Source organism: Hymenobacter sp. 15J16-1T3B, assembly GCF_020711235.1.
Classification (GTDB): Bacteria; Bacteroidota; Bacteroidia; order Cytophagales; family Hymenobacteraceae; genus Solirubrum.
In genome coordinates, this window is the sequence record NZ_JAJFAV010000007.1 from 26,572 (window position 1) to 45,706 (window position 19,135).

Sequence of the window (19,135 nt, forward strand, 5' to 3'; positions counted from 1 at the left end):
CGGCCGCATCAGCTCGACCGTAGCTGGTGCTCCACTGCCGGAAGAATTCTAACTTTCTGACCTCATGTCCGCTACTCTGCGAGGCCGCGTGCTGCGCGTATTGCCCCTGCTGACGCTGGGGGCCGCGCCCGCCGCCTTTGCCCAATCATCCGCCGCCCCCGCCCGGGGCGAAGTCACCGACGGCGCCACCCGCGCCGCGCTGCCCGGCGCCGTGGTGCGCTGGCTCGGCACCGACCAGGCCACCACCACCGACGAGCGAGGCCTGTTCGTGCTGCCCTACTCCACCAAGGCTACGGATGGCCGCCTCGTCATCAACGCCCTCGGCTACCGCGCCGACACCGTGCAGGCCGGGCCTTACGTGCGCATTGCGCTGAAAAACAGCGCCGAGCTGCAGGAAGTGGTCATCACCGACCGGGCCCCGAGCTACTCCTCGCTTACGCCGACTCATACGCAGGTCATCAGCAGCCGCGACCTGACCAAGTCGGCCTGCTGCAACCTAGCCGAAAGCTTCGAAACCAACGCCTCGGTGGAAGTCACGACCACCGACGCGGCCTCGGGCGCCAAGCAGATTCAGCTGCTGGGCCTCGACGGCTCCTACTCCCTGCTCACCGTCGACAACCTGCCGGCCCTGCGCGGGCTGTCCTCGCCCTACCGGCTGAATTACCTGGCCGGGCCCTGGATTGAGAGCATCGACATCATCAAGGGCATGGGCTCGGTGGTCAACGGCTACGAGTCGATTTCGGGGCAGGTGAACGTGCGCCTCAAGGAGCCCGAGAAAACCGACCGGCTGCTCTTCAACGCCTATGCCAACGACTTCGGCAAGTTCGACTTGAACCTGAACACCTCGGCCCGCATCAACTCCAAGTGGAGCACGGCCCTGCTGTTGCACACCGACCACTTGGGCACCCGCGTGGACCGCAACAAGGACGGCTTCCTCGACTTGCCGCTGGCCACGCAGTACAACGTGCTGAATAAGTGGAAATACAAGTCGGGCAAGGCGGTGGTGAGCGAGTGGGGCGTGGGCGCCCTGCGCGAAACCCGGCAGGGCGGGCAGGTGGGCTTCCGCGAAGACGACACCAGCAACCCCTATTACGGCATCACCCAGCAAACCACGCGCTACACGGCCTACGGCAAGACCTCCTACACCTGGCCGACCAAGCCCTACCAGAGCCTGGGGCTGCTCGTGTCGGGCACCAGTCACGACTTCCAGTCGAGCTACGGGGCCAGCACCTACGGCGTGAGCTTCGACTACACCCACGACCCGGACCACGCCGGCCATTTCCGCCCGCAACGCCAGTACAACGGCCTGCAGCGCACCGGCCTGGCCACCTTGCTGTTTCAGAGCGCCATCGGCAACACGGCCCACGTGTACCGGCTCGGCGCCAGCTACCTCTACGACGACTACCAGGAGCACCTGCGCACCGGCTTCCGCGCGGGCGAAACGGCCGAGCAGGAGCGGCTGCGCAGCCTGCGCGCCCGCACCGAGCGCGTGCCCGGGGCTTTTGCCGAGTACACCTACCAGAACTCCAAGAACCTGACCGTGGTGGCCGGCGCCCGCGCCGACTACCACAACCTCTACGGCTGGTTTCTCACGCCGCGCCTGAACGTGAAAGTCGACGCGACGCAGAGCACTGTGCTGCGCCTAGCGGCCGGCCGCGGCTACCGCGTGGCCAACCCCATTGCCGAAAACACCGGCATGCTCGTCAGCAGCCGCCCCTTCAGCGTGGCCACCGACCTGCAGCCCGAGAAGGCCTGGAACGTGGGCGGCTCCTTCTCGCAGTACTTCACCGTGGCGGGCCGGCAGGCGACGTTCGTAGCCGACTACTACCACACCATTTTCCAGAACCAGGTGGTGGCCGACCCGTACACGGTGCCCTCCCTGCTGCTGATTCGCAACCTGGAGCCGGGCGGCCGCTCCTACTCCCGCTCCTTCCAGGCTGAGGTGCAGGTGGAGCCGCTCAAGGGCCTGCAGGCCAAGGCGGCCTATAAGTGGCTGGACGTGAAAACCAGCTACGGCGGCGACCTGTTACCCAAGCCCCTCACGCCCCAACACCGCCTGTTCGCCAACCTGAGCTACGCCAGCGCCTTTGATAAGTGGCGGGCCGACCTAACGGCGCAGTGGTACGGCCGCCGGCCCTACGCCCCCGGCCTCATGCACCAGCACGACGCGGGCGCCAGCGACAAAGTCCTCTACTCGCCGCGCTACGCCACGCTCAACGCCCAGCTCACCCGCGCCTTCAAGCGCTTTGACGTGTACGCCGGCGTGGAGAACCTGACCGACTACCGCCAGCGCAACCCCATTGATGCGGCCGACCAGCCCTTCGGCCCCACCTTCGACGCGGCCATGAACTGGGGGCCCATCTACGGGCGTTTGACCTACGTGGGCTTGCGCTTTCGCTTGGAATAGTTATTGCCAACGCCCGGTGGCCCGCCGCAGCCGGGTACTTTCTACTCGCTTCACTTCTTTGCTGATATGAACCTCTTCCGCTCCCTCCTGCTGACTTTCTCGGTGGTGTTCACTGCCGCCGCCGCTCAGGCCCAAACGACGCCGGCCGCCAAGGCCAAAGCCAAGCCCGGCACTGAGCAAGTGCAAATCAAAACCTCGGCCGTGTGCGACATGTGCAAGGCCCGCCTCGAAAAAGCCATGGCCTACGAAAAAGGCGTGCAGTCGGCCCTGCTCGACGTGCCCACGCAGGTATTGACGGTAAGCTACCGCGCCGACAAAACCACGCCCGAAGCCCTGCGCGCCGCCGTGACAGCCACCGGCTACGACGCCGACGCCACCGCGGCCAACGCCAAGGCCTACGACCGGCTGCCCGACTGCTGCAAGAAAACCAACGCCGTCCACTAAGACCGGCGCTGGTGTAGCTACGCGCGGCGGCCCGGCGCCAGGAGTTTTCCTGCGCCGGGCCGCCGCGGTCATTTAATAAGTATTGGGGTCAGGCCACCGCCCCCGTCTGCGTTTCAAATTCCAGCTGCAAGCGCAGCGGCAGGGGCCGGCTGAAGCGCCGCCGGTGCGTGCCCGACAGCTCCAGCGTAAACCAATCGGTGCGCAGGTAGTCGAGCAGATTCACGCGGCCCTGCACCACCATGTCGATGCGGTCCGGCCGAATATCGTCTTCGCCAAAGCCGGCCAGCAGGGTTTTGTGGCTTTGCGTGGAAATAAAGCAATTGCCCGTAGCCAACGCGGCCAGCGAGGGGCCGTGCTGCGGCCGGCCGTCGGGCCGCAGCACGGGCAGTAGTTCGAGCCGGGCGGCGCGCAGGTACAGCGCCGTCACGTTCGGTTGGGTCAGCGGCCCGAGGCACTCCAGGTTGCCCGGCAAGGTGGCCTCGATGAGGTAGATCTGTTCGAGCGAGGGGTCAATGCGCAACTTGACCGAACGCGTGCGGATTGTAGAGGCCAGGGGGCGCGGCCGCTGGTGGCGCGCAATCGTCAGGGCCACCCCCAATACCACCGGCGGAGGGGCCACCGAACTGAGGTGAGCCATGAATCAGGAAAAAAGAGCCAAGCAACACAAATCAAACAGCAGGAGGCGGAGCACAACGCGCAGATAATCAACCCCGATTACTGCGGGAGCCGGGTGGTAACGGCTGGGTCTGACCTGTGTACGCAAAAGTTGTCACTTGATTTGCTTAAAATGGGGAAACCTTCTCCCGGTGGTCTACCAACCCCTTCCAGCAGTCGTTCAACTGATATTCTTCGGCGATGAAGTAGCTTCTACATTCTTTGCTTAGTATATTCACCGCCATTGTTGCTGCTCCACTCAGTCATGAAGATTTCTTGCTTGCTTCTCGATGATGATCCGTTGGTGTTGGACCTGTTGCAGGCGTACGTTGCCATGACGGACGTGCTGGACGTGAAGGCCACCTTTACGGATCCATTGGAAGCCCACAGCTACCTGCTCGAACATCCCGTGCAGGTGCTGTTTTCCGACGTGACGATGCCCCACCTGTCGGGCTTGGACCTGGTCCGCTCCCTGCACGAGCCGCCGCTGGTGGTGCTGATGACGGCTTACCCGCAGTACGCCATGGAGGGCTTCAACCTCGACGTGTGCGACTTCCTGCTCAAGCCGATTTCGCTGGACCGCTTCCTGAAAGCCGTCAACAAAGTGGCCGGGCTGCTGCGCGCCAGTCAAACCCCGCCCGCCGGCGCCGATGACCTGCTCTCCGGCTGGGGTTCCTTCTTTATCCGCACCGATTCGCAGTTCGTGCGCCTGCACTACCGCGAGGTGCTCTACATCGAAGCCCTGAAGGACTTCACCAAAATCAACACCGTGGACGGGCGCACGCACCTGACCCTGGTGAACCTGAAAAACATTGAGGAGCAGCTACCGGCGGGCATGTTCGTGCGTACGCACCGCTCTTACCTCGTCAATGCCGCCCGCATCGAAGCCCTCAGCAGCCAGGAAGTGAAAGTGGGTGGCCGCGCACTGCCGCTGGGCCAGACCTACCGCGACCAGGTGACCGAGCGGGTAGTCAACAAAGCGCTTATTCGGCGGCAACACTAGGGGCCACCCCAGGCCCCGCTCCCAGAGAGCGGCCCCGAACCGCGTCGGGGGCCGGGGCGACGGACGGTTCGGCTGCCAGCACGGTAAAGCGGAACGTCGAGCCCCGGCCCTCCTCGCTTTCGAAGGTGAGCTGGCCGCCGTTGCGCTCCACAAAGTCCTTGCAGAGGCGCAGGCCCAGGCCGGTACCCTTTTCGCGGGCCGTGCCCAGGGTGGTGTGGTGCCCGGCCTCGCCGAAAATCTTGGTGTAGTCGGCCGGGGCAATGCCCACGCCGGTGTCGCGCACGGCCACCTGCCACCACTTGCCCTGCCGCGTGGCCGAGAGCGTGACGGTGCCGCCCGAGGGCGTAAACTTGATGGCGTTGGAGAGTAGGTTGCGCAGCACCAAACGCGTCATGTTCAAGTCGGCGCGCACGGGGTGCTCTTCGCGCAGGTGATTGAGCACCATGATGTTTTTGCGCTCGGCGTCGCCCAACAACAGGGTTAGGCACTCCTCAGCAATGGCGTCGAGGCGGAAGTACTCGGTGCGTGGCCCGGCACCCTGCATCTGGGTCGCGGCCCAGTTGAGCATGTTATCGAGCAGGCGCAGGGTGGTGTCGAGAGTGCGGCTGAGGCGGTCGGTGTGCTGGGCAATCTTCTCCGGCGGCAGCGTGCCCATCGAGAGCAGCGTCAGCAGGGAGTACAACGAGCTGAGTGGGCTGCGCAAATCGTGCGAAATCACCGAAAACAACGTGTCCTTGGTGCGGTTGAGGCGGTCTAGCTCTTCCTTTTGCCGGCTGATGGCCGCGTTTTGCCGTTCCAGCAGCAAGTTCACGCGCAGCTGCTCCTTGCGGCCGCGGTGTAGGGCCACCACCGTCAGCAGCAGCAGCACGGTGCCCACGGCCAGCACGTTGCGGGCCAGCTTCTGCCGGCGCAGGTTGGCTTCCTGCACTTCGCGCTTCTTGATGAGCAGCTGAATTTCCCGCTCCTTCTTTTCGGTTTCGTAGCGCGTGCGCAGCTCGGCCACCTGCTCGGCGCGGCGCTCGGCCGCGGCGCTGTCCTGCAAGCTCACGTAGCGCGACAGGGCCGTGAGGGCCGGCGCTACTTCGCCGCGCTGCCGGTACAAGTCGGACAGGCGCTGGAATACCTGAGCCAAGCGGGCCTTGCTGCCCGCCCGCTGCACCAGTGGCTGGGCTTTGGCCAGGTAGCGCTCGGCCACATCGGCGTTGCCGAGAGCCACGTTGCCCCGCGCCAACGACTCGTAGAGCGTAGCGGCCAGTTCTGCCGGCGTGGCGTGGCGGGGCAGTTGCCCAAGGGCGCGGGTATAGTAGCCCAGCGCCACTTCCTGGTTGCCCACCACGGTGGCGTAAGCTTCGCCGGCGCTGTGCAGGGCGTAGGCCACGCCCACGCTGTCGTGCAGGGCGGTGGCCTGCTCGGCGCTTTGCCGCAGGTAGTACACGGCCCGGCTGAAGTGGTGCTGCTCCAGGTGCATGCGGCCGATGGCGTGCAGGGTCACGGCGGCGCTGCGCAGGTTGCCCAAGCGCTGCCAGATGCCGTAGGCACGCTGGTAGTTGTTGAGGGCCGCTCCCCAGTTCCGCTCGCTGGCATAGAGGTCGGCGAGGTGCTCGTAGGTGTGCGCCTCGGCGGTGGCGTCGTGCAGGCGGCCGAACTGCTGCAGGGCCTGTACGTAGCTCACGCGGGCGCGGCCGGTGTCGCCCTGGGCAAAGCGGACCCGCCCGAGCAGCAGCCAGCTGCTGGCCGTCGGCTTGCCCGCTTCCTGGTAAAAGCGCAGCGCCTTCTGGGCGTGGCCCAGGGCTTGGTCGTAACGGTGCAACTGCAGCAGCACCGTGGCCATACGGGTGTGGGCCCCGCCGGTAGTGCCGGGCGAGCCACCCTCCGCCAACTGCAATTCGCGCTGGGCCGCTTGCAAGGATTCGGGGGCCGAGGTCGTCAGCGGGGCGTAGCGCAGGCTCCCCGGCAAGCCCACTTGGCTGTCGTCGTCGCGGATGTCGGCGCGAGCGGGCAGCACCGCCAGCCAACCCAGCAGCAGCCAGCCTAGCAGGCGGTAGCGGCGGGGAGTACGACGGGGGTTGAGGGGCATATGGATGGAGCTTGGGCCGGGGCCCGCTGCGCTGACTTCTTTTTTCGCTAGCTAAAAATAGGAAAAAAGAAGGACAATCGACTTTTACCGCGCCCGCAGTTTTCTAAGCTCGACCCTTATTTGGTTTGCCAAAGCCGCCACCACGGCAAATACGGCTGATCGTGGTGCTCGTAGTGGTAGCCAAAAAAATAACAGCTGACGAAGGCCCACAGGTGATGCGGCAGTTGCGTGCCCGATTTGTGCACGTTGTCGGGCGCGTGTTCCCCGCGGTGGGGCAGGTACGTCCCAAAATAGAACAATTGCACCGTGGCAAGAACGGCCGGTATCATCCAGAAGGCAATAACATTGCTCATCGGGAAAAAATACTTCAGCACGTTGTAGGTCGCCGCCATCAGCAGCACCTGCCACACGGTGATGTAGTTGCGCGCGAAGCGCAGCAGCCAGAGCAGAAACGCCGGGTGGCGGCCGTCGTGAAAATCAGGGTCGTCGGGGGTAGCGACGTGGCGGTGGTGGGCGTGGTGGCGCGGCAGCAGGCGCGGAAACCAATTGTAGGCAAACAGCAGCGCCGTCACCGTGCCGATGGCGTTGTTGAGGCGCCGGTTGGGGCTGACCACGCCGTGCATGGCGTCGTGGGCAGTGATGAACAGGCCGGTGTAGAGGTGGGTTTGCAGCAGCAGCAGCAGGTAGGGCGCGGGCGTACGCCAGTCGGGCTGGTAGTAGGCCAGCAGGTAGGTCAGCAGCGCCGTCCAGCAGACGATTATCAGACCAGCCACCGCCACGCCCCGCCAGCCCAGCGGCGCGGGTTTCAGGCGCGGCTTCGCCGGGGCGGGCGCGAAGGCGTGGCCGAACGGTTCTTCGCGTACCGCGGCGCTGCTCCGGATATGGTTTGCGTTACTCATTCGCTACTGGCTCAGGCGCCGCTTCAGAGCCGCAGCAGCGCGTCGCGCACATCTTCCATCAGCCACATCGGGGTGCTGGTGGCGCCGCAGATGCCCACCGTTTGGCCGGGCCGGAACCAAGCGGCGTCCAGCTCGTCGACTTTGGAAATGAAGTGCGTGTTGGGGTTGGTGTCTTTGCAGGCCTGGTAGAGCACCTTGCCGTTAGAGCTTTTCGTGCCCGACACGAACACCACCTGGTCGTAGTCGGTGGCGAAGCGGCGCAGCTCCTGGTCGCGGTTCGAGACCTGCCGGCAGATGGTGTCGTTGGCCGACACTTGGTAGCCGCGGGTTTCCAGCTCGTTTTTGATGCGGTAAAACGAGTCGGTGCTCTTGGTGGTCTGGCTGTAGAGGGTAATGTTCGGGGGCAGCTCGTGGCGCAGCAGCTCGTCGAGGTTTTCGAACACCACCGCGTCGCCGCGGGTTTGGCCGAGCAGGCCCTGCACCTCGGCGTGGCCGTGCTTGCCGTAGATGAAAATCTTGTCCTTCCGGTCGTAGCTGGTCTTGATGCGGTTCTGCAGCTTGAGCACCACCGGGCAGGAGGCGTCGATGAGCGTCAGGTCGTTTTGCAGGGCCATCTGGTAGGTGCTCGGCGGCTCGCCGTGGGCCCGAATGAGCACTTTCTCGCTGCGCAGACCGGCCAGGGTGGCGTAGTCGATGATGCGCAAGCCGCGCTTTTCCAGGCGCTCCACTTCCTCGTCGTTGTGCACGATGTCGCCGAGGCAATACAGATACCCCTGCTCGTCGAGGATGTCTTCCGCCATCTGAATGGCGTAAATCACCCCGAAGCAGAAGCCGGAATGCGGGTCGATGCGGACGCTGAGGTTGAGCGACATGGTGAAAATGTAACCGCGGAAAAAGGGAGAAGGTTGCAGGAAACGGAAGGGGAAGCGGAGGTCAGAGGCGGCCGAAGACCCGGCGGCCTTCGAAGTCGCGCACCACCCGCTCTTCGACGGGGCTGGCGCGGATAATTTCGTTGTCACGCCAGAACTGCGGGTTGTAGCGGCGCTTGCGGATTTGCTGCAAATCGTTGGTTTGCTGACCCATGGCGGCGTAGGCCTGACCCTTGAGGCGCGGCGTGAGCTGGTACACCAGAAAGGTCGACGACACGTGCACGTCCTCGGTAAATGCCTCGCGCACCAGAAAGGTCATGTCCAGCTCGGCCCGCTTGCTGGCCAAGCGGGTGAGCGAGTCGGCCACGGGCACCAAGTCGGTGGTCAGGCGCAGCACCGAGCCTTCGTGCCCGGCCCCCTCCCCTTTCCCGCCGCCCGTGTTCAGCATCAGGTCGGCCGGCAGGCTAAGCTGCAGCCGGTGCAGGGCGGCGGTGGCCGGGTCGATGTACAGCTTGCCGGTGGCGGCGTTGGGCCGGCCGGCCGGCGGGGCAAAGCTCACCACGGCCAGTTCCCGCCCCTGCTCGGTCAGGTAAGCGTCGAGCGAAAAAGCGTAGGCGCCGAGGCCGTCCGGGCTAAGCGGCAGCAGCAAGCGCCCAGGCTTGTCGGCCGGCGCCTGAAACAGGGGCAGCAGCCGGGTGACGGCCGAAAAGTTGGTGAAGTCGACGCCGCCGGGCGTGTAGGCAAAGCGCGCCTCGCCCAGGTCCCAGCCGTCGATTTTCTGCGCCGAGAAGCGGATGTCGGCAAACGCATCGAAAAACTCCCGGTACTGCCCGGCCTGGCTGGTTTTCTGGCGGTAGAAGGCCTTGCCGTAATACGCATCGGCTTGGTGGCGCAGCAGCTTGGCGTAGGCGCGCCGCACCAGGGCCGTAGCCTGCTCCCGGCTGCTCACGCGCACCTCGGGCAGGGCCACCACGCTGGCCGGCAGCGTCACGGTCAGCGGCTGCCCGCTGGCCGGCACGGCGGCTGTAGTGCGCTGGTACCCCACCCCGAACACCACCAGTTGCGTGGCGGGCGCGGGCAGGCGCAGCCGAAACTCGCCCACCTCGTTGGTGGCCGTGCCGCTGCTGCCGTCGGGCAAGGCCACGCTCACGAAGGGCACCGGCTGCTGTCGCTCATCGAGCACCCGGCCCTGCAGCACTACGCCCTGCGCCCGCAGGCTGGCCGCGCTGCCGAGGCAGAACAGCAGCAAGCCCAGGCGCCGCAGCGCAGCAACGGATCGGGAAGTTGGGAAGGCAGGCATGGTGTGGAAGGCGGCGGGGCGGGTCGGCGGGATTAGATGGGCAGTTGGCGCACGCGGTGGGCTTGCTCATCGGTGAGGTGCTTGCCCTGCACCAGGTAGTCGCGCACCACTTGAAACGCCTCGGCGTCGAGGCCGGAATGCGGGTGCGCCAGCAGGGTTTGCACCAGCAGGCCCTTGTCTTCGTGCACGTGCTTGCTGGCGCCGAGGAAGCTGGGCAGGTTGCTTTCGATACTGAAGCGCAAAAAGCGGATTTCGGGGTGCTTGGGGTCGAGGCTGACGGCGTGGTCGAACAGGCGGCTGGCCGTTTTCACGCGGTCGAGCTTGTCGAACAGGCCGCCGGTGTGCTTGGCCAGAATGGCCTCCGACGCGGCTTTGTAGGCCAGCACCACGGCATTGTCGGCGGTGTACTGGCTCATTAATTCGTGGAAGCGTCGGCTGGCGGCCTCGTCGTGGGCGGCCTGGCGGTAGTGGCGGCGCAGCGCGTGCAGCGCGTAGGGCGAGTGGGCGTCGGTGTCGGCAGCGGATATCACGGCGGTCAGGCAGGTAAGCAGGAGCAACGCTAGAGCAATAAGGTTTGGGGCGGCCGGCGTCAGATGGCGCGCAGGCGGTAGCGGAAGTACGAGCCGAGCAGCAGCAGCAGCTTGGTGTTGTCGGGCACGCGCACGCGGCCGGCCAGAATACGAGTGGCGGGCTGCTGGCGGATTTTGTCGAAGAGCTTCAGGTAATACACGTAGGCCATGTACACGCCCAACCGGGCCGTGCGCGGCAGGGCCTTGATGCCCTCGTAGCCGGCCTCGAAATCGGCCCGGATGTCGGCTTCGATGGCGCGCTTGGCCTCGTCGTCGAAGCACTCGTAGCGCAGGCCGGGGAAGTACACCCGCCCGCGGTCCTCGTAATCGGAACGCAGGTCGCGCAGGAAGTTGATTTTCTGGAACGCCGCCCCGAGGCGCCGGGCCGGGTGGCGCAGGCGCTCAAACTCGGCCTCGTCGCCCTCGCAAAACACGCGCAGGCACATCAGCCCCACCACTTCCGCCGAGCCGTAGATGTACTCGTTATACAAAGGCTCATCGTAGCACAGGTCCTCCAAATCCATGGCCATGCTGCGCAGAAACGCCTCGATAAACTCCCGGTCGATGCCGTAGCGGCGCACGGCCAGCTGAAAGGCGTGCAGCACCGGGTTCATGCTGAACTGTTCGCGGATGGCCCGGTAGGTTTCCTCGCGAAACTCGCGCAGCAGGGCGGCCTTGTCCCGGTCGTGGAAGGTGTCCACGATTTCGTCGGCCCAGCGCACGAAGCCGTAAATAGCGTAAATGGCCTCGTGAAAGCGCACGTCGAGCGTGCGGATGCCCAGCGTAAACGAGGTGCTGTAGCACTGCGTAATGCGCTTGCTGCAGGCCAGGCTGGCCCGGTCGAACAGGGCCACATGGTCCACGACGGGCGGCGAAACAGCGGGTGGGGAAAGAGTGGCCATGGCAGTGAATTGGTGTGGACTTCGCCCGGCTTTTGCTTGCGGAAAGCCGCCGGGGTGCGGGGTATGGGGCGGGCAGCCAGACGACGCCCGGGCGGCGGCGCCTCAACGCTGGCTATAAGATACGTTATGCGCGCCGGCTCCCGTTGGCGTTGCCGCGCCAGGCTTCGGGATGGGAAACTCCTTTTCGACTTCCCCGGCCACCACCTGCCCCGAAATCAGCGAGGGCGGCACCCCAGGACCGGGTACGGTCAGCTGGCCGGTGAAGTAGAGGTTGTCGACCTTGGGGCTTTTCAGCGTGGGCTTCAGAATAGCCGTTTGGCGCAGGGTATTGGCCAGGCCGTAAGCGTTGCCCTTGAAGGCGTGGTAGTCCGCTTTGAAGTCGCGGTGGGCGTAGCTGCGCTGGTAGATAACCCAGTCGCGCACGGGCTGGCCGGTGTGACGCTCCAGCCGGGTCATCACCATGTCGAAGTAGCGCTGACGCGTGGCTTCGTCGTCGCCCGAGAGACCGGGCGCCACGGGAATGAGCAGAAACAGGTTTTCCTGGCCGGCGGGTGCCACCGAAGCATCGGTTACGCTGGGCACGCAGGCGTAGAACAGCGGCTTGGCGGGCCAGCGCGGCGCCTCGTAAATCTCGTGGGCGTGCTGGTTGAAGTCCTCGTCGAAGAAGAGGTTGTGGTGCTCCACGTTCTGCAGCTTGTGCTTCAGCCCCACGTAAAAGAGCAGCGACGAAGGCGCCATCGTGCGCGTGTCCCAGTACTTGGGCGAGTAGTGCCGGTGCTCGGGCGCCAGCAGGTGCTGCTCCACGTGGTGGTAGTCGGCGCCGGCCACCACGATGCCGGCGGGGCGCAGCCCCGCGGCGGTGCGCACGCCGGTAGCCCGGCCGTTTGCCACCTCGATGGCCTCGATTTCCTGATTGTACTCGATGCGCACGCCCTGCTCCTCGGCCACCCGCACCATGGCCTTCACGATTTCGTGCATGCCGCCCAGCGGGTACCACGTGCCGAGGGCCAAGTCGGCGTAGTTCATCAGGGAGTAGAGCGCAGGCGTGTTTTGCGGCGTGGCGCCGAGGAAGAGCACCGGAAATTCCATCAGCTCCACCAGCTTGGGGTGGCGGAAGTAGCGCCCCACGTGCTTGCGCATGTTGGAGAGCAGGTCCAGCCGCACCGCGTCGACGAGCAGGCGCGGGTCGGCAAACTCGCGCACCGACCGGCCGGGCTTGGTCACGAATTTGCCCATACCCACTTCGTACTTGTAGCCGGCCTGGGCCAAAAACGCATCCAGGCGGGCGCCCGCCCCGGGCTCCAGCTGCTCGAAGGTGCGGCGCAGCGCGTCCATGGCGGCCGGCACCGGCAGCACGTCGCCGGGGCCGAAGATGACTTGGTACGAGGGGTCGAGGCGCACCAACTCGTAAAAGTCGCCGGGCCGGTGGCCGAAGCGGGCGAAGAACTGCTCGAACACGTCGGGCATCCAGTACCAGCTCGGGCCCATGTCGAAAGTGAAGCCTTGAGCCTCAAACACGCGTGCCCGGCCGCCGGGGCCGTCGTTCTTCTCCAGCACCGTCACGCTATAGCCGCGTTGGGCCAGGCAGGCGGCAGCCGCCAAACCGGCAAAGCCGGCACCGATTACAACAACTTCGGGAGCAGATGCGGAAGGACTCAAGCGGAGTGACGGCGTAAAAGGGTTATGGTAAGCTACCGATTGTGGGAAAACTTTGTTTCGCAGACGAGCTACTTATTGGTAGGATTTCCCATTAAATCGTCTTAATACTTGTTGCATTTAAGGTCAATGCGGGCGGCTCAGTCCTACTTGCTGCCCGCCGCGCAAGCTACAAAGTCTGGAAACATACTACTGCGCAGCGGCTAGCCCGCGCCCGATACGCAAAAGGCCGCAAGCCACGGCCTCGGTGAGGTTGCAGCTTGCGGCCCGTACACGCGCCCGGCGTAGTTACTCCTTCCCCCTACGCGCCGGGAGCGTAGACCTTAAGGGCATCTTTCAGCTCCTTGCGAGCAATGTGAATGCGGTTTTTGACGGTACCAATGGGAATTTGCAGCTTCTCCGCAATTTCCTGGTACTTGTAGCCGATGTAGTACATCATAAACGGCGTGCGGTACTCGTGGCCGAGGTGGGCAATGGCCTCGTTGATGTCCGTCACCACGAAGTCCGATTGGGCGCCGTTGTGGGTGATGTAATTCTCGTCGGTGTTGAAGTACTGGAAGTACTCGGTGGTGTCAATGTGGCTGTTGCGCTTCGTTATCTTGTTGTAATTGTTGATGAACGTGTTGCGCATTATGGTGTAGAGCCACGCCTTCAGGTTGGTCCCGGTCTTGAACTTCTCTTTGTTCAAGAGGGCCTTCAGCAGTGTTTCCTGCACCAAGTCCTTGGCATCATCGGCGTCGCGGGTCAGGTTCATGGCCGCGGGCCGAAGCGAGTAGGAAATCTTCTGTACTTGGTCGGTAAATTCCAGGGAAGTCATACAGCCTGTTTAACGTTTGGTGACCAAAAGCTAAACAAACATACGAAAGAACTCTGTAAGCATACGGCCCCCCCCTATTTTATTTGCCTGGTTTCGGTCAAGGGCCGGATACAGTCGGCAAACGCCTCGTTTTGTCCGATGAACAGTTATTCACCTCCCGTTTGGTAGGCTGCCCAATAGCTTGATTAGCCAACAATTTTATAAACACTATATAATCAAGCACTTACACCCTTTACACTAAGCTGGAGCCGCCTCCGATACGGCGGTAGCTTGTTCGACCAAGTGAATAAAATCGGTCATGCGCTCCACGCGCCGGAAGCGCGGGGGCAGTGCTAGGTCGGGCTGGTGCACCAATGGACCGTAGAGCACAAAGTCGATATCGGTGCAGAGGTGGGCCAGCTTGCCTAGGAACTGCGGCAACTGGTCGCGCTCGGGCACCGTGGTAAGCACCGTCGCCACGTGCTGGGGCCGGTAGTGCTGGCACACTTTGGCTAGCTCGCAGATGGGCAGGTTCTGTCCGAGGTACAGCACTCGGAAGCCGCGCACGCGCAGCAGGTAATTCATGAACAGCAGCGCCAACTCGTGCAGCTCGCCCTCGGGCAAAAACAGCACCCAGCGCGGCGCCTCGTCTTGCTGCGGCACCGGCAGCGCATCGACGGCGGCCAGCAGCTTCTGGCGCAGCAAATGCGTGGCCAGGTGTTCCTGGGCCGGGTTGAGACTACCAGTCTGCCACAGCACGCCCACCCGATACAGGAATGGGTAGACAATGTTCATTACCGTCGCCTCGAAACCGATTTCCTCGGCGGCGTGCGAGAGGACGCTACTCAGGCGGCGCTCGTCCATGTCGAGCGTGGCGGTGAGCAGGGCCGTTATTTGGGGGTTAAACTGATGAGGGTCGTCGCAGCAGGCGGCCACGGCCCGGCACAGCTCCTGCTCAGAGAGGCTGGCTACCTGCGAAATGCGGTGGCCACGTTCGCAGAGCGTGGCCACGTTGAGCAGGCGGCGCAGGTCGGCGTCGCAGTACGTGCGGATGTTGGTGGCGGTGCGCTCGGGGCAAAGCACCCCGTAGCGCTGCTCCCACATGCGAATGGTGTGGGCCTTGATGCCGGAAAGGCTTTCCAGATCCTTAATAGAAAACTGTCCCACGGCGGTAAGCGGAATAGAAAAAGGGAAACAAGTGAAATTACTGCGCCGCGGCCGGGCGCTCGGGGCGGGCACCGGCGCCCGGCTTGCGCCGCGCCAGCGCGAAATATTTCGGCGACACCCACAGCAGGCCAAACTCCTCGCTGCCGTCGCGGCCGGTGGTTTTGTGGTGCATTTTGTGGGCCATGTTCAGGGCGCGCAAATAGGTATTGTGGGTGCGCTTCCAGAAAGGCAACCGGCGGTGAATCAGCACATCGTGCACGAAGAAATACAGCGTACCGTAGGCCGCAATTCCGCCGCCCACCCAGTAGCGCCAGTCCTTGGCCGGCCCGCCGTACACCATTAGCAGCACCGAAAGGGCGCCGTAGAACACGAACGAGAAGTCGTTGCGCTCGAAGCGGTGGGGGTGGCGCACGTGGTGCGAGCGGTGCACAAACCACAGCGGCCCGTGCAGCACAAAGCGGTGCATGAACCACGCCACGAATTCCATTCCCAGAAACGTAAGCCCGCTAAGGGCCAGACCGGCAGGCAGATTCATGTGGAGCTAACCGACGACGCTGGCAGATGTTTGCAATACGCCGCGTAACCGGTAAAAATGAATGGTTCGAAATGGGAAGATACGCAGCCCGGCAAGGAAAAGGATTACGCCTAACACTATGAGCATAGCAATCAACGGTATATAGCAAAGAATGGCATCACGTATCGGTTCTCCGCCATCATAGTGGGATAGTACGCAGAACGGTGGCACTACTAGTCATTGCGAGCGAAGTGCGGCAATTCTTCCTGCAGTAGCACCGCTGCTACACTACTTGCTACCCAAAACCAGCACCGCCCGAAACCGTTTGAACAACAGTTTCGGGCGGTGCTGGTTTTGGCTTCTGCCAGTTCGGCCGAGGTGCCGCGAGCGGAACAATTGCTTCGCGTTGCTCGCAAGGACTGCTGTCCGAACCGCCGGCCGCAATGGCCAATAGCAGCCAATGCGGCCGGCGGTGGTTCCTAATTCCAGGTGATTTTCTCTTTGTTCAGAAAAGCCGAGATGCCGCGGCGGCAGTCGTCGGAGCCACGGGCCTCGGCGTTGAGGCGGGCGGCGTAGCGCAGGCCCTCTTCCAGCGGCAGCTCGGGCAAGCGGGCCAGCATTTCCTTGGTTACTTCCATGCTCTGGGCCGAGTTTTCGACGCAAAGACGGCGGGCAAAGCGGTACACGTGACCGGCCAGCTCGTCGGCGGGCACCACCTCATTGATGAGGCCGTAGCCCACGGCTTGATCGGCGCCGAATACGTCGCCGGTGAGCAGCAGCTGCTTGGTGCGGGCCTCGCCGATCTTGCGCAGCAAAAACACGCTCACGATGGCGGGCAGGAAGCCGATTTTTACTTCGGTGTAGCCGAACTTGGCTTCGGGCACAGCGAAGGCAAAGTCGCAGAGCGTGGCCAAGCCGCAGCCGCCGGCCAGGGCGTGGCCCTGCACCTGGGCAATGACGATTTTCTTGAGCGTGTAGATCTGGTGAAACAGCTGCATCAGGTGCGTGGAATCGGCCAGATTGTCATTGTAGCCGAAGCCTTGCAGCTCCTGGATGTAGGCCAGATCGGCGCCGGCGCAGAAAGCCGGGCCCTCGGCACGCAGCACGATGACCTTGCAGGCCACGTCGTTTTCGGCGTATTCGAAGGCAAGTTTCAGTTCTGAGACGAGCTCCGAGCTGAGGGCGTTGCGTTTTTCGGGGCGGTTGAGCGTAATGAAGCCAATAGAATCATTGGCCTCGTAGCGAATGTACTGTAACGCTTCGAGCTCCTGGGTAGCCATGTCTTCCATGAGTTGTTGCGTGGTCGGTGTGGTGGAGGGCCCGGCGGCGCGTTGTTCTCCCGACCGGAGACGTGGAGCCGGAACGGCCCGGTGCGCAGCGGAGGCCCGAAAAGGGCGTCAGCCAAACCTAGCAAAAATGATGCGACAATAAAACTGTGCAAGGCCGCACCATTCGGTTTGGAGTAGAATGTACGAAGCCGCGGCAACTTTGGACGGCGGCTGTGGGCAGATACTCGCAGAAGCCTGGCGCTTAGTTGCTTGCCCCGCCCGCAACCACTTCAACCCAAGCGCCTTGCATCGTCACGTCGTGCACGCGCAGGCCGGCGGCCTGCAGTTGGGGCGTGAGCTGTTCCACGTACCAGCGCCGGCACGAGGAGTCGAATACGTAGACGGGCCGCTGGCCAAAAGTAGCCCGCAGCTGCTCGGGCCACACGCGGGCGTTGCGGCGCAGCACCACGACGTCGACGGGTACCGGCTGCTGGCCCCGCCAGAGCCGTTCCCGCACCCAGGCCACGCGGCGCCCGTGCCAGCTCAGCAGCACCGGGCCGCGGCGGGGCAAGGCGCACACGGCCGCCGCGGCCGTGTCCCAGCCGGCCACGTAGCGCACTTGGCGGTTGCCGCGGCCGATGAGGCCCGGCAACACGCGGTAGGTCTGCTCGGTGTTGTTCAGCGGCAGGGAGTCGGGCGTCATCACCAGGGCGGCTGCCCCGTCGTGCAGGCCCACGGCCGAGCGGCGCGGAATGCTGTAGATGATCAGGCGCCGGTCTTGGGCGGTGGCGCGGGCTTCGGCCACGCGGCTGTAGGCAAACAGCACGGCCACCGCCACGCCCGCGCCCAGCCAGGCCAGCCGCCGCCACGCCAGAAACGCCAGTCCGGTGCCAATGAGCAGGTAGAGCAGCCACGTTTGGCCCGGCGTGAGGTGAATGCCCTGCACCAGCGCGCCGGGCAGGGAGCGGCCGACCCACACAATGTACTCGTTGAAGCACCAGATCAACTTTTCAAACGCCCACCCGAACCCCTGCGGCAGGTAGTCGAAGCCGTGCCAGCCGGTGAGCCAGGTGCCCAGCCACGCCAGCCCAGCCACGAGCTGCAGCGCCAGCCCGACGTACAGCGCCGCCGACGACAACGGCACGGCTACCAGGTTCGACAGCAAAAACGTCAGCGGGAATTGGTGGAAGTAAAACAACCCCAGCGGAAACGTGGCCACCTGCGCCGCCACCGATAGCGCCACCGCCTGCCAGAGCCAGTCGAGCAGCCAGCCGGCGGCAAACATGAGCTTTTGCTGCCGTTTCGATTGCCAGGGCCGCTTTTTCTTCGCCATCCACTCCTGCGCGTCGATTTTGTCGCCGATCAGCGGCTGCAGGTATACGATGCTGAGCACGGCCAGAAAGGACAGCTGGAAGCCCACGTCGACCAGCAGGTACGGGTCGTAGAGCAGCAGGCAGAAAGCGGCCACGGAGAGGGTATTGTACATATTGCTTTGCCGGCCCGCGGCTTTGGCCACGGCCACGAAGCTGAACATCACTGCCGCCCGCAGCACCGAGGCCGACAGGCCCGTCAGGAACGCGTAGCCCCAGATAACGAGCAGGCCCAGCGCCGCCGACCAGTAGCGGAAGCCCCGGGTATGCCCAAACAACCCGCTCAACATCAGCTGCAGAAGCACAAACAGCAGGCCCACCTGCAGGCCCGACACGGCCATGATGTGGGTGGTGCCGGTGCTGGCGTAGGCCTGTTTCGTTTCGTTGTCCACGTCGTCCTTCAAACCCAGCACCAGGGCGTCGGCAATGGCAAATTCGCGCGGCGCTTTCACATAGCGCCGAAACACGCCGTCGAGCACGCGGGCGCACTGCATGCTCCAGAGCCGCAGCCAGCTGGGCGGCGCCTGGCCCACGATGCGGTACTGGTCGGGGTGAATGAATTGCTGGTGGTAGATCTGGTGGTAGGCCAGGTAGCGGCGGTAGTCGAACTCGCCGGGGTTCAGCGGCGCCTTGGCCGGGGCCGGCGCGCCGCGCACCAGCCATATGTCGCCGTACTGCGGCGCGGCCACTTCGGCCTCGTAGCGCGGAATGCTCACCCGAATGCCGCCCCGCGCGGGCCGCCACTGCCCCGCCACCCGCACTGCCGATACCCGCAGCGTGGTGGCGTAGGTATTGGGACGCACCACGGGCCCGTCGTCCACCACGGCGCGGTAAAACTCGATGCCGGGCTGCTGGTACAGGTGGTCGGGCTGCCGGCTTTCGGTGGCGTGTTGGGCGACGGTGGTGCCGGTCAGCACCACCACCAGCAGGCCCAGCCCGCCCACGGCGTCGTTCAGGCTCGGCACGTGTTGGCGCGCGGCCCACAGGTGCGCGGCGAGGTACACGGCCACGCCCCCGGCCAGCCAGGGCAGCAGCTCCGGCAGGGCCTCGGCCCGGTAAAACCAGATGATGATGCCGGCAATCAGCGCCAGCACGAGGCGCACGGCCGGATGGGTAGCCCACGGAATCGTGGTGGTACGGATAGCCATTGACAAATCGAAACAAAAAATCCTAACCCGGTAATCACCGCCGAAGCAGCAACCGCCGAGTTAGGAAAATTCCAGGGCGCAGGCAAGTCCGG

The 19,135-nt window shown here is 64.3% G+C and carries 16 protein-coding genes; 3 read left to right on the top strand and 13 right to left on the bottom strand.

Translation table 11 applies throughout. The features are described from left to right. Positions 1–64 precede the first annotated feature (64 nt). Positions 65–2,407, top strand: coding sequence for a TonB-dependent receptor (locus LJ737_RS13115; RefSeq protein ID WP_227766387.1), 2,343 nt, complete (start codon positions 65–67; stop codon positions 2,405–2,407). Positions 2,408–2,473: 66 nt separating this feature from the next. Beyond that, positions 2,474–2,851 (top strand): heavy-metal-associated domain-containing protein, encoded by a 378-nt coding sequence (locus LJ737_RS13120; protein ID WP_227766389.1) that lies wholly within the window; start codon positions 2,474–2,476, stop codon positions 2,849–2,851. A gap of 88 nt (positions 2,852–2,939) precedes the next feature. Here the strand turns inward: LJ737_RS13120 and LJ737_RS13125 are convergent, their stop codons facing one another. Then, on the bottom strand, positions 2,940–3,488 hold the full coding sequence (locus LJ737_RS13125; protein WP_227766390.1) for a hypothetical protein: 549 nt from the start codon (positions 3,486–3,488) through the stop codon (positions 2,940–2,942). A gap of 282 nt (positions 3,489–3,770) precedes the next feature. Between LJ737_RS13125 and LJ737_RS13130 the strand changes: the two genes are divergently transcribed. Further along, entirely contained in the window at positions 3,771–4,508 is a 738-nt protein-coding gene (locus tag LJ737_RS13130; RefSeq protein WP_227766392.1) for a LytR/AlgR family response regulator transcription factor, read from the top strand. Here LJ737_RS13130 and LJ737_RS13135 read toward each other — a convergent pair. The 12 genes from LJ737_RS13135 to LJ737_RS13190 all read right to left on the bottom strand — a co-directional run bounded on the left by LJ737_RS13135 (position 4,489) and on the right by LJ737_RS13190 (position 19,043). Continuing rightward, on the bottom strand, positions 4,489–6,585 hold the full coding sequence (locus tag LJ737_RS13135) for a tetratricopeptide repeat-containing sensor histidine kinase (protein ID WP_227766394.1): 2,097 nt from the start codon (positions 6,583–6,585) through the stop codon (positions 4,489–4,491). The genes LJ737_RS13130 and LJ737_RS13135 overlap by 20 nt on opposite strands. 116 nt (positions 6,586–6,701) lie before the next feature. Continuing rightward, positions 6,702–7,484, bottom strand: coding sequence for a fatty acid desaturase (locus LJ737_RS13140; protein WP_227766397.1), 783 nt, complete (start codon positions 7,482–7,484; stop codon positions 6,702–6,704). 23 nt (positions 7,485–7,507) lie between these two features. Continuing rightward, positions 7,508–8,356, bottom strand: a complete 849-nt coding sequence (locus LJ737_RS13145; RefSeq protein WP_227766399.1) for a 4-hydroxy-3-methylbut-2-enyl diphosphate reductase — start codon at positions 8,354–8,356, stop codon at positions 7,508–7,510. A gap of 61 nt (positions 8,357–8,417) precedes the next feature. Continuing rightward, positions 8,418–9,653 (bottom strand): carboxypeptidase-like regulatory domain-containing protein, encoded by a 1,236-nt coding sequence (locus tag LJ737_RS13150; protein ID WP_227766402.1) that lies wholly within the window; start codon positions 9,651–9,653, stop codon positions 8,418–8,420. Between the two features lie 32 nt (positions 9,654–9,685). Beyond that, positions 9,686–10,183, bottom strand: a complete 498-nt coding sequence (locus LJ737_RS13155) for a hypothetical protein (protein ID WP_227766404.1) — start codon at positions 10,181–10,183, stop codon at positions 9,686–9,688. Positions 10,184–10,242: 59 nt separating this feature from the next. Then, positions 10,243–11,124, bottom strand: coding sequence for a phytoene/squalene synthase family protein (locus LJ737_RS13160; protein ID WP_227766405.1), 882 nt, complete (start codon positions 11,122–11,124; stop codon positions 10,243–10,245). A 102-nt stretch (positions 11,125–11,226) separates the two neighbouring features. Further along, positions 11,227–12,783: a bifunctional phytoene desaturase/3,4-desaturase gene (gene crtID / locus LJ737_RS13165; RefSeq protein WP_227766407.1), complete on the bottom strand. Its 1,557-nt coding sequence runs from the start codon at positions 12,781–12,783 to the stop codon at positions 11,227–11,229. A 298-nt stretch (positions 12,784–13,081) separates the two neighbouring features. After that, on the bottom strand, positions 13,082–13,597 hold the full coding sequence (locus LJ737_RS13170) for an RNA polymerase sigma factor (RefSeq protein WP_111478994.1): 516 nt from the start codon (positions 13,595–13,597) through the stop codon (positions 13,082–13,084). Positions 13,598–13,834: 237 nt separating this feature from the next. Beyond that, complete coding sequence (locus LJ737_RS13175) at positions 13,835–14,743, bottom strand: MerR family transcriptional regulator (protein WP_227766408.1); 909 nt, start codon at positions 14,741–14,743, stop codon at positions 13,835–13,837. A gap of 37 nt (positions 14,744–14,780) precedes the next feature. Continuing rightward, entirely contained in the window at positions 14,781–15,278 is a 498-nt protein-coding gene (locus LJ737_RS13180; RefSeq protein ID WP_227766411.1) for a sterol desaturase family protein, read from the bottom strand. A 458-nt stretch (positions 15,279–15,736) separates the two neighbouring features. Then, positions 15,737–16,546, bottom strand: a complete 810-nt coding sequence (locus tag LJ737_RS13185; protein ID WP_227766413.1) for an enoyl-CoA hydratase/isomerase family protein — start codon at positions 16,544–16,546, stop codon at positions 15,737–15,739. A 241-nt stretch (positions 16,547–16,787) separates the two neighbouring features. After that, the gene (locus tag LJ737_RS13190) at positions 16,788–19,043 is read right to left on the bottom strand and encodes a ComEC/Rec2 family competence protein (RefSeq protein ID WP_227766415.1); all 2,256 of its coding nucleotides are present in this window, start codon (positions 19,041–19,043) and stop codon (positions 16,788–16,790) included. Between the last annotated feature and the right edge of the window lie 92 nt (positions 19,044–19,135).

What these genes read in the sequence shown, in the direction of transcription:
- LJ737_RS13115 (WP_227766387.1), top strand. Translation starts at nt 65, where the DNA reads ATGTCCGCTACTCTGCGAGGCCGCGTGCTGCGCGTATTGCCCCTGCTG.
- LJ737_RS13120 (WP_227766389.1), top strand. Translation starts at nt 2,474, where the DNA reads ATGAACCTCTTCCGCTCCCTCCTGCTGACTTTCTCGGTGGTGTTCACT.
- LJ737_RS13125 (WP_227766390.1), bottom strand. Translation starts at nt 3,488, where the DNA reads ATGGCTCACCTCAGTTCGGTGGCCCCTCCGCCGGTGGTATTGGGGGTG.
- LJ737_RS13130 (WP_227766392.1), top strand. Translation starts at nt 3,771, where the DNA reads ATGAAGATTTCTTGCTTGCTTCTCGATGATGATCCGTTGGTGTTGGAC.
- LJ737_RS13135 (WP_227766394.1), bottom strand. Translation starts at nt 6,585, where the DNA reads ATGCCCCTCAACCCCCGTCGTACTCCCCGCCGCTACCGCCTGCTAGGC.
- LJ737_RS13140 (WP_227766397.1), bottom strand. Translation starts at nt 7,484, where the DNA reads ATGAGTAACGCAAACCATATCCGGAGCAGCGCCGCGGTACGCGAAGAA.
- LJ737_RS13145 (WP_227766399.1), bottom strand. Translation starts at nt 8,356, where the DNA reads ATGTCGCTCAACCTCAGCGTCCGCATCGACCCGCATTCCGGCTTCTGC.
- LJ737_RS13150 (WP_227766402.1), bottom strand. Translation starts at nt 9,653, where the DNA reads ATGCCTGCCTTCCCAACTTCCCGATCCGTTGCTGCGCTGCGGCGCCTG.
- LJ737_RS13160 (WP_227766405.1), bottom strand. Translation starts at nt 11,124, where the DNA reads ATGGCCACTCTTTCCCCACCCGCTGTTTCGCCGCCCGTCGTGGACCAT.
- LJ737_RS13170 (WP_111478994.1), bottom strand. Translation starts at nt 13,597, where the DNA reads ATGACTTCCCTGGAATTTACCGACCAAGTACAGAAGATTTCCTACTCG.
- LJ737_RS13180 (WP_227766411.1), bottom strand. Translation starts at nt 15,278, where the DNA reads ATGAATCTGCCTGCCGGTCTGGCCCTTAGCGGGCTTACGTTTCTGGGA.
- LJ737_RS13185 (WP_227766413.1), bottom strand. Translation starts at nt 16,546, where the DNA reads ATGGAAGACATGGCTACCCAGGAGCTCGAAGCGTTACAGTACATTCGC.
- LJ737_RS13190 (WP_227766415.1), bottom strand. Translation starts at nt 19,043, where the DNA reads ATGGCTATCCGTACCACCACGATTCCGTGGGCTACCCATCCGGCCGTG.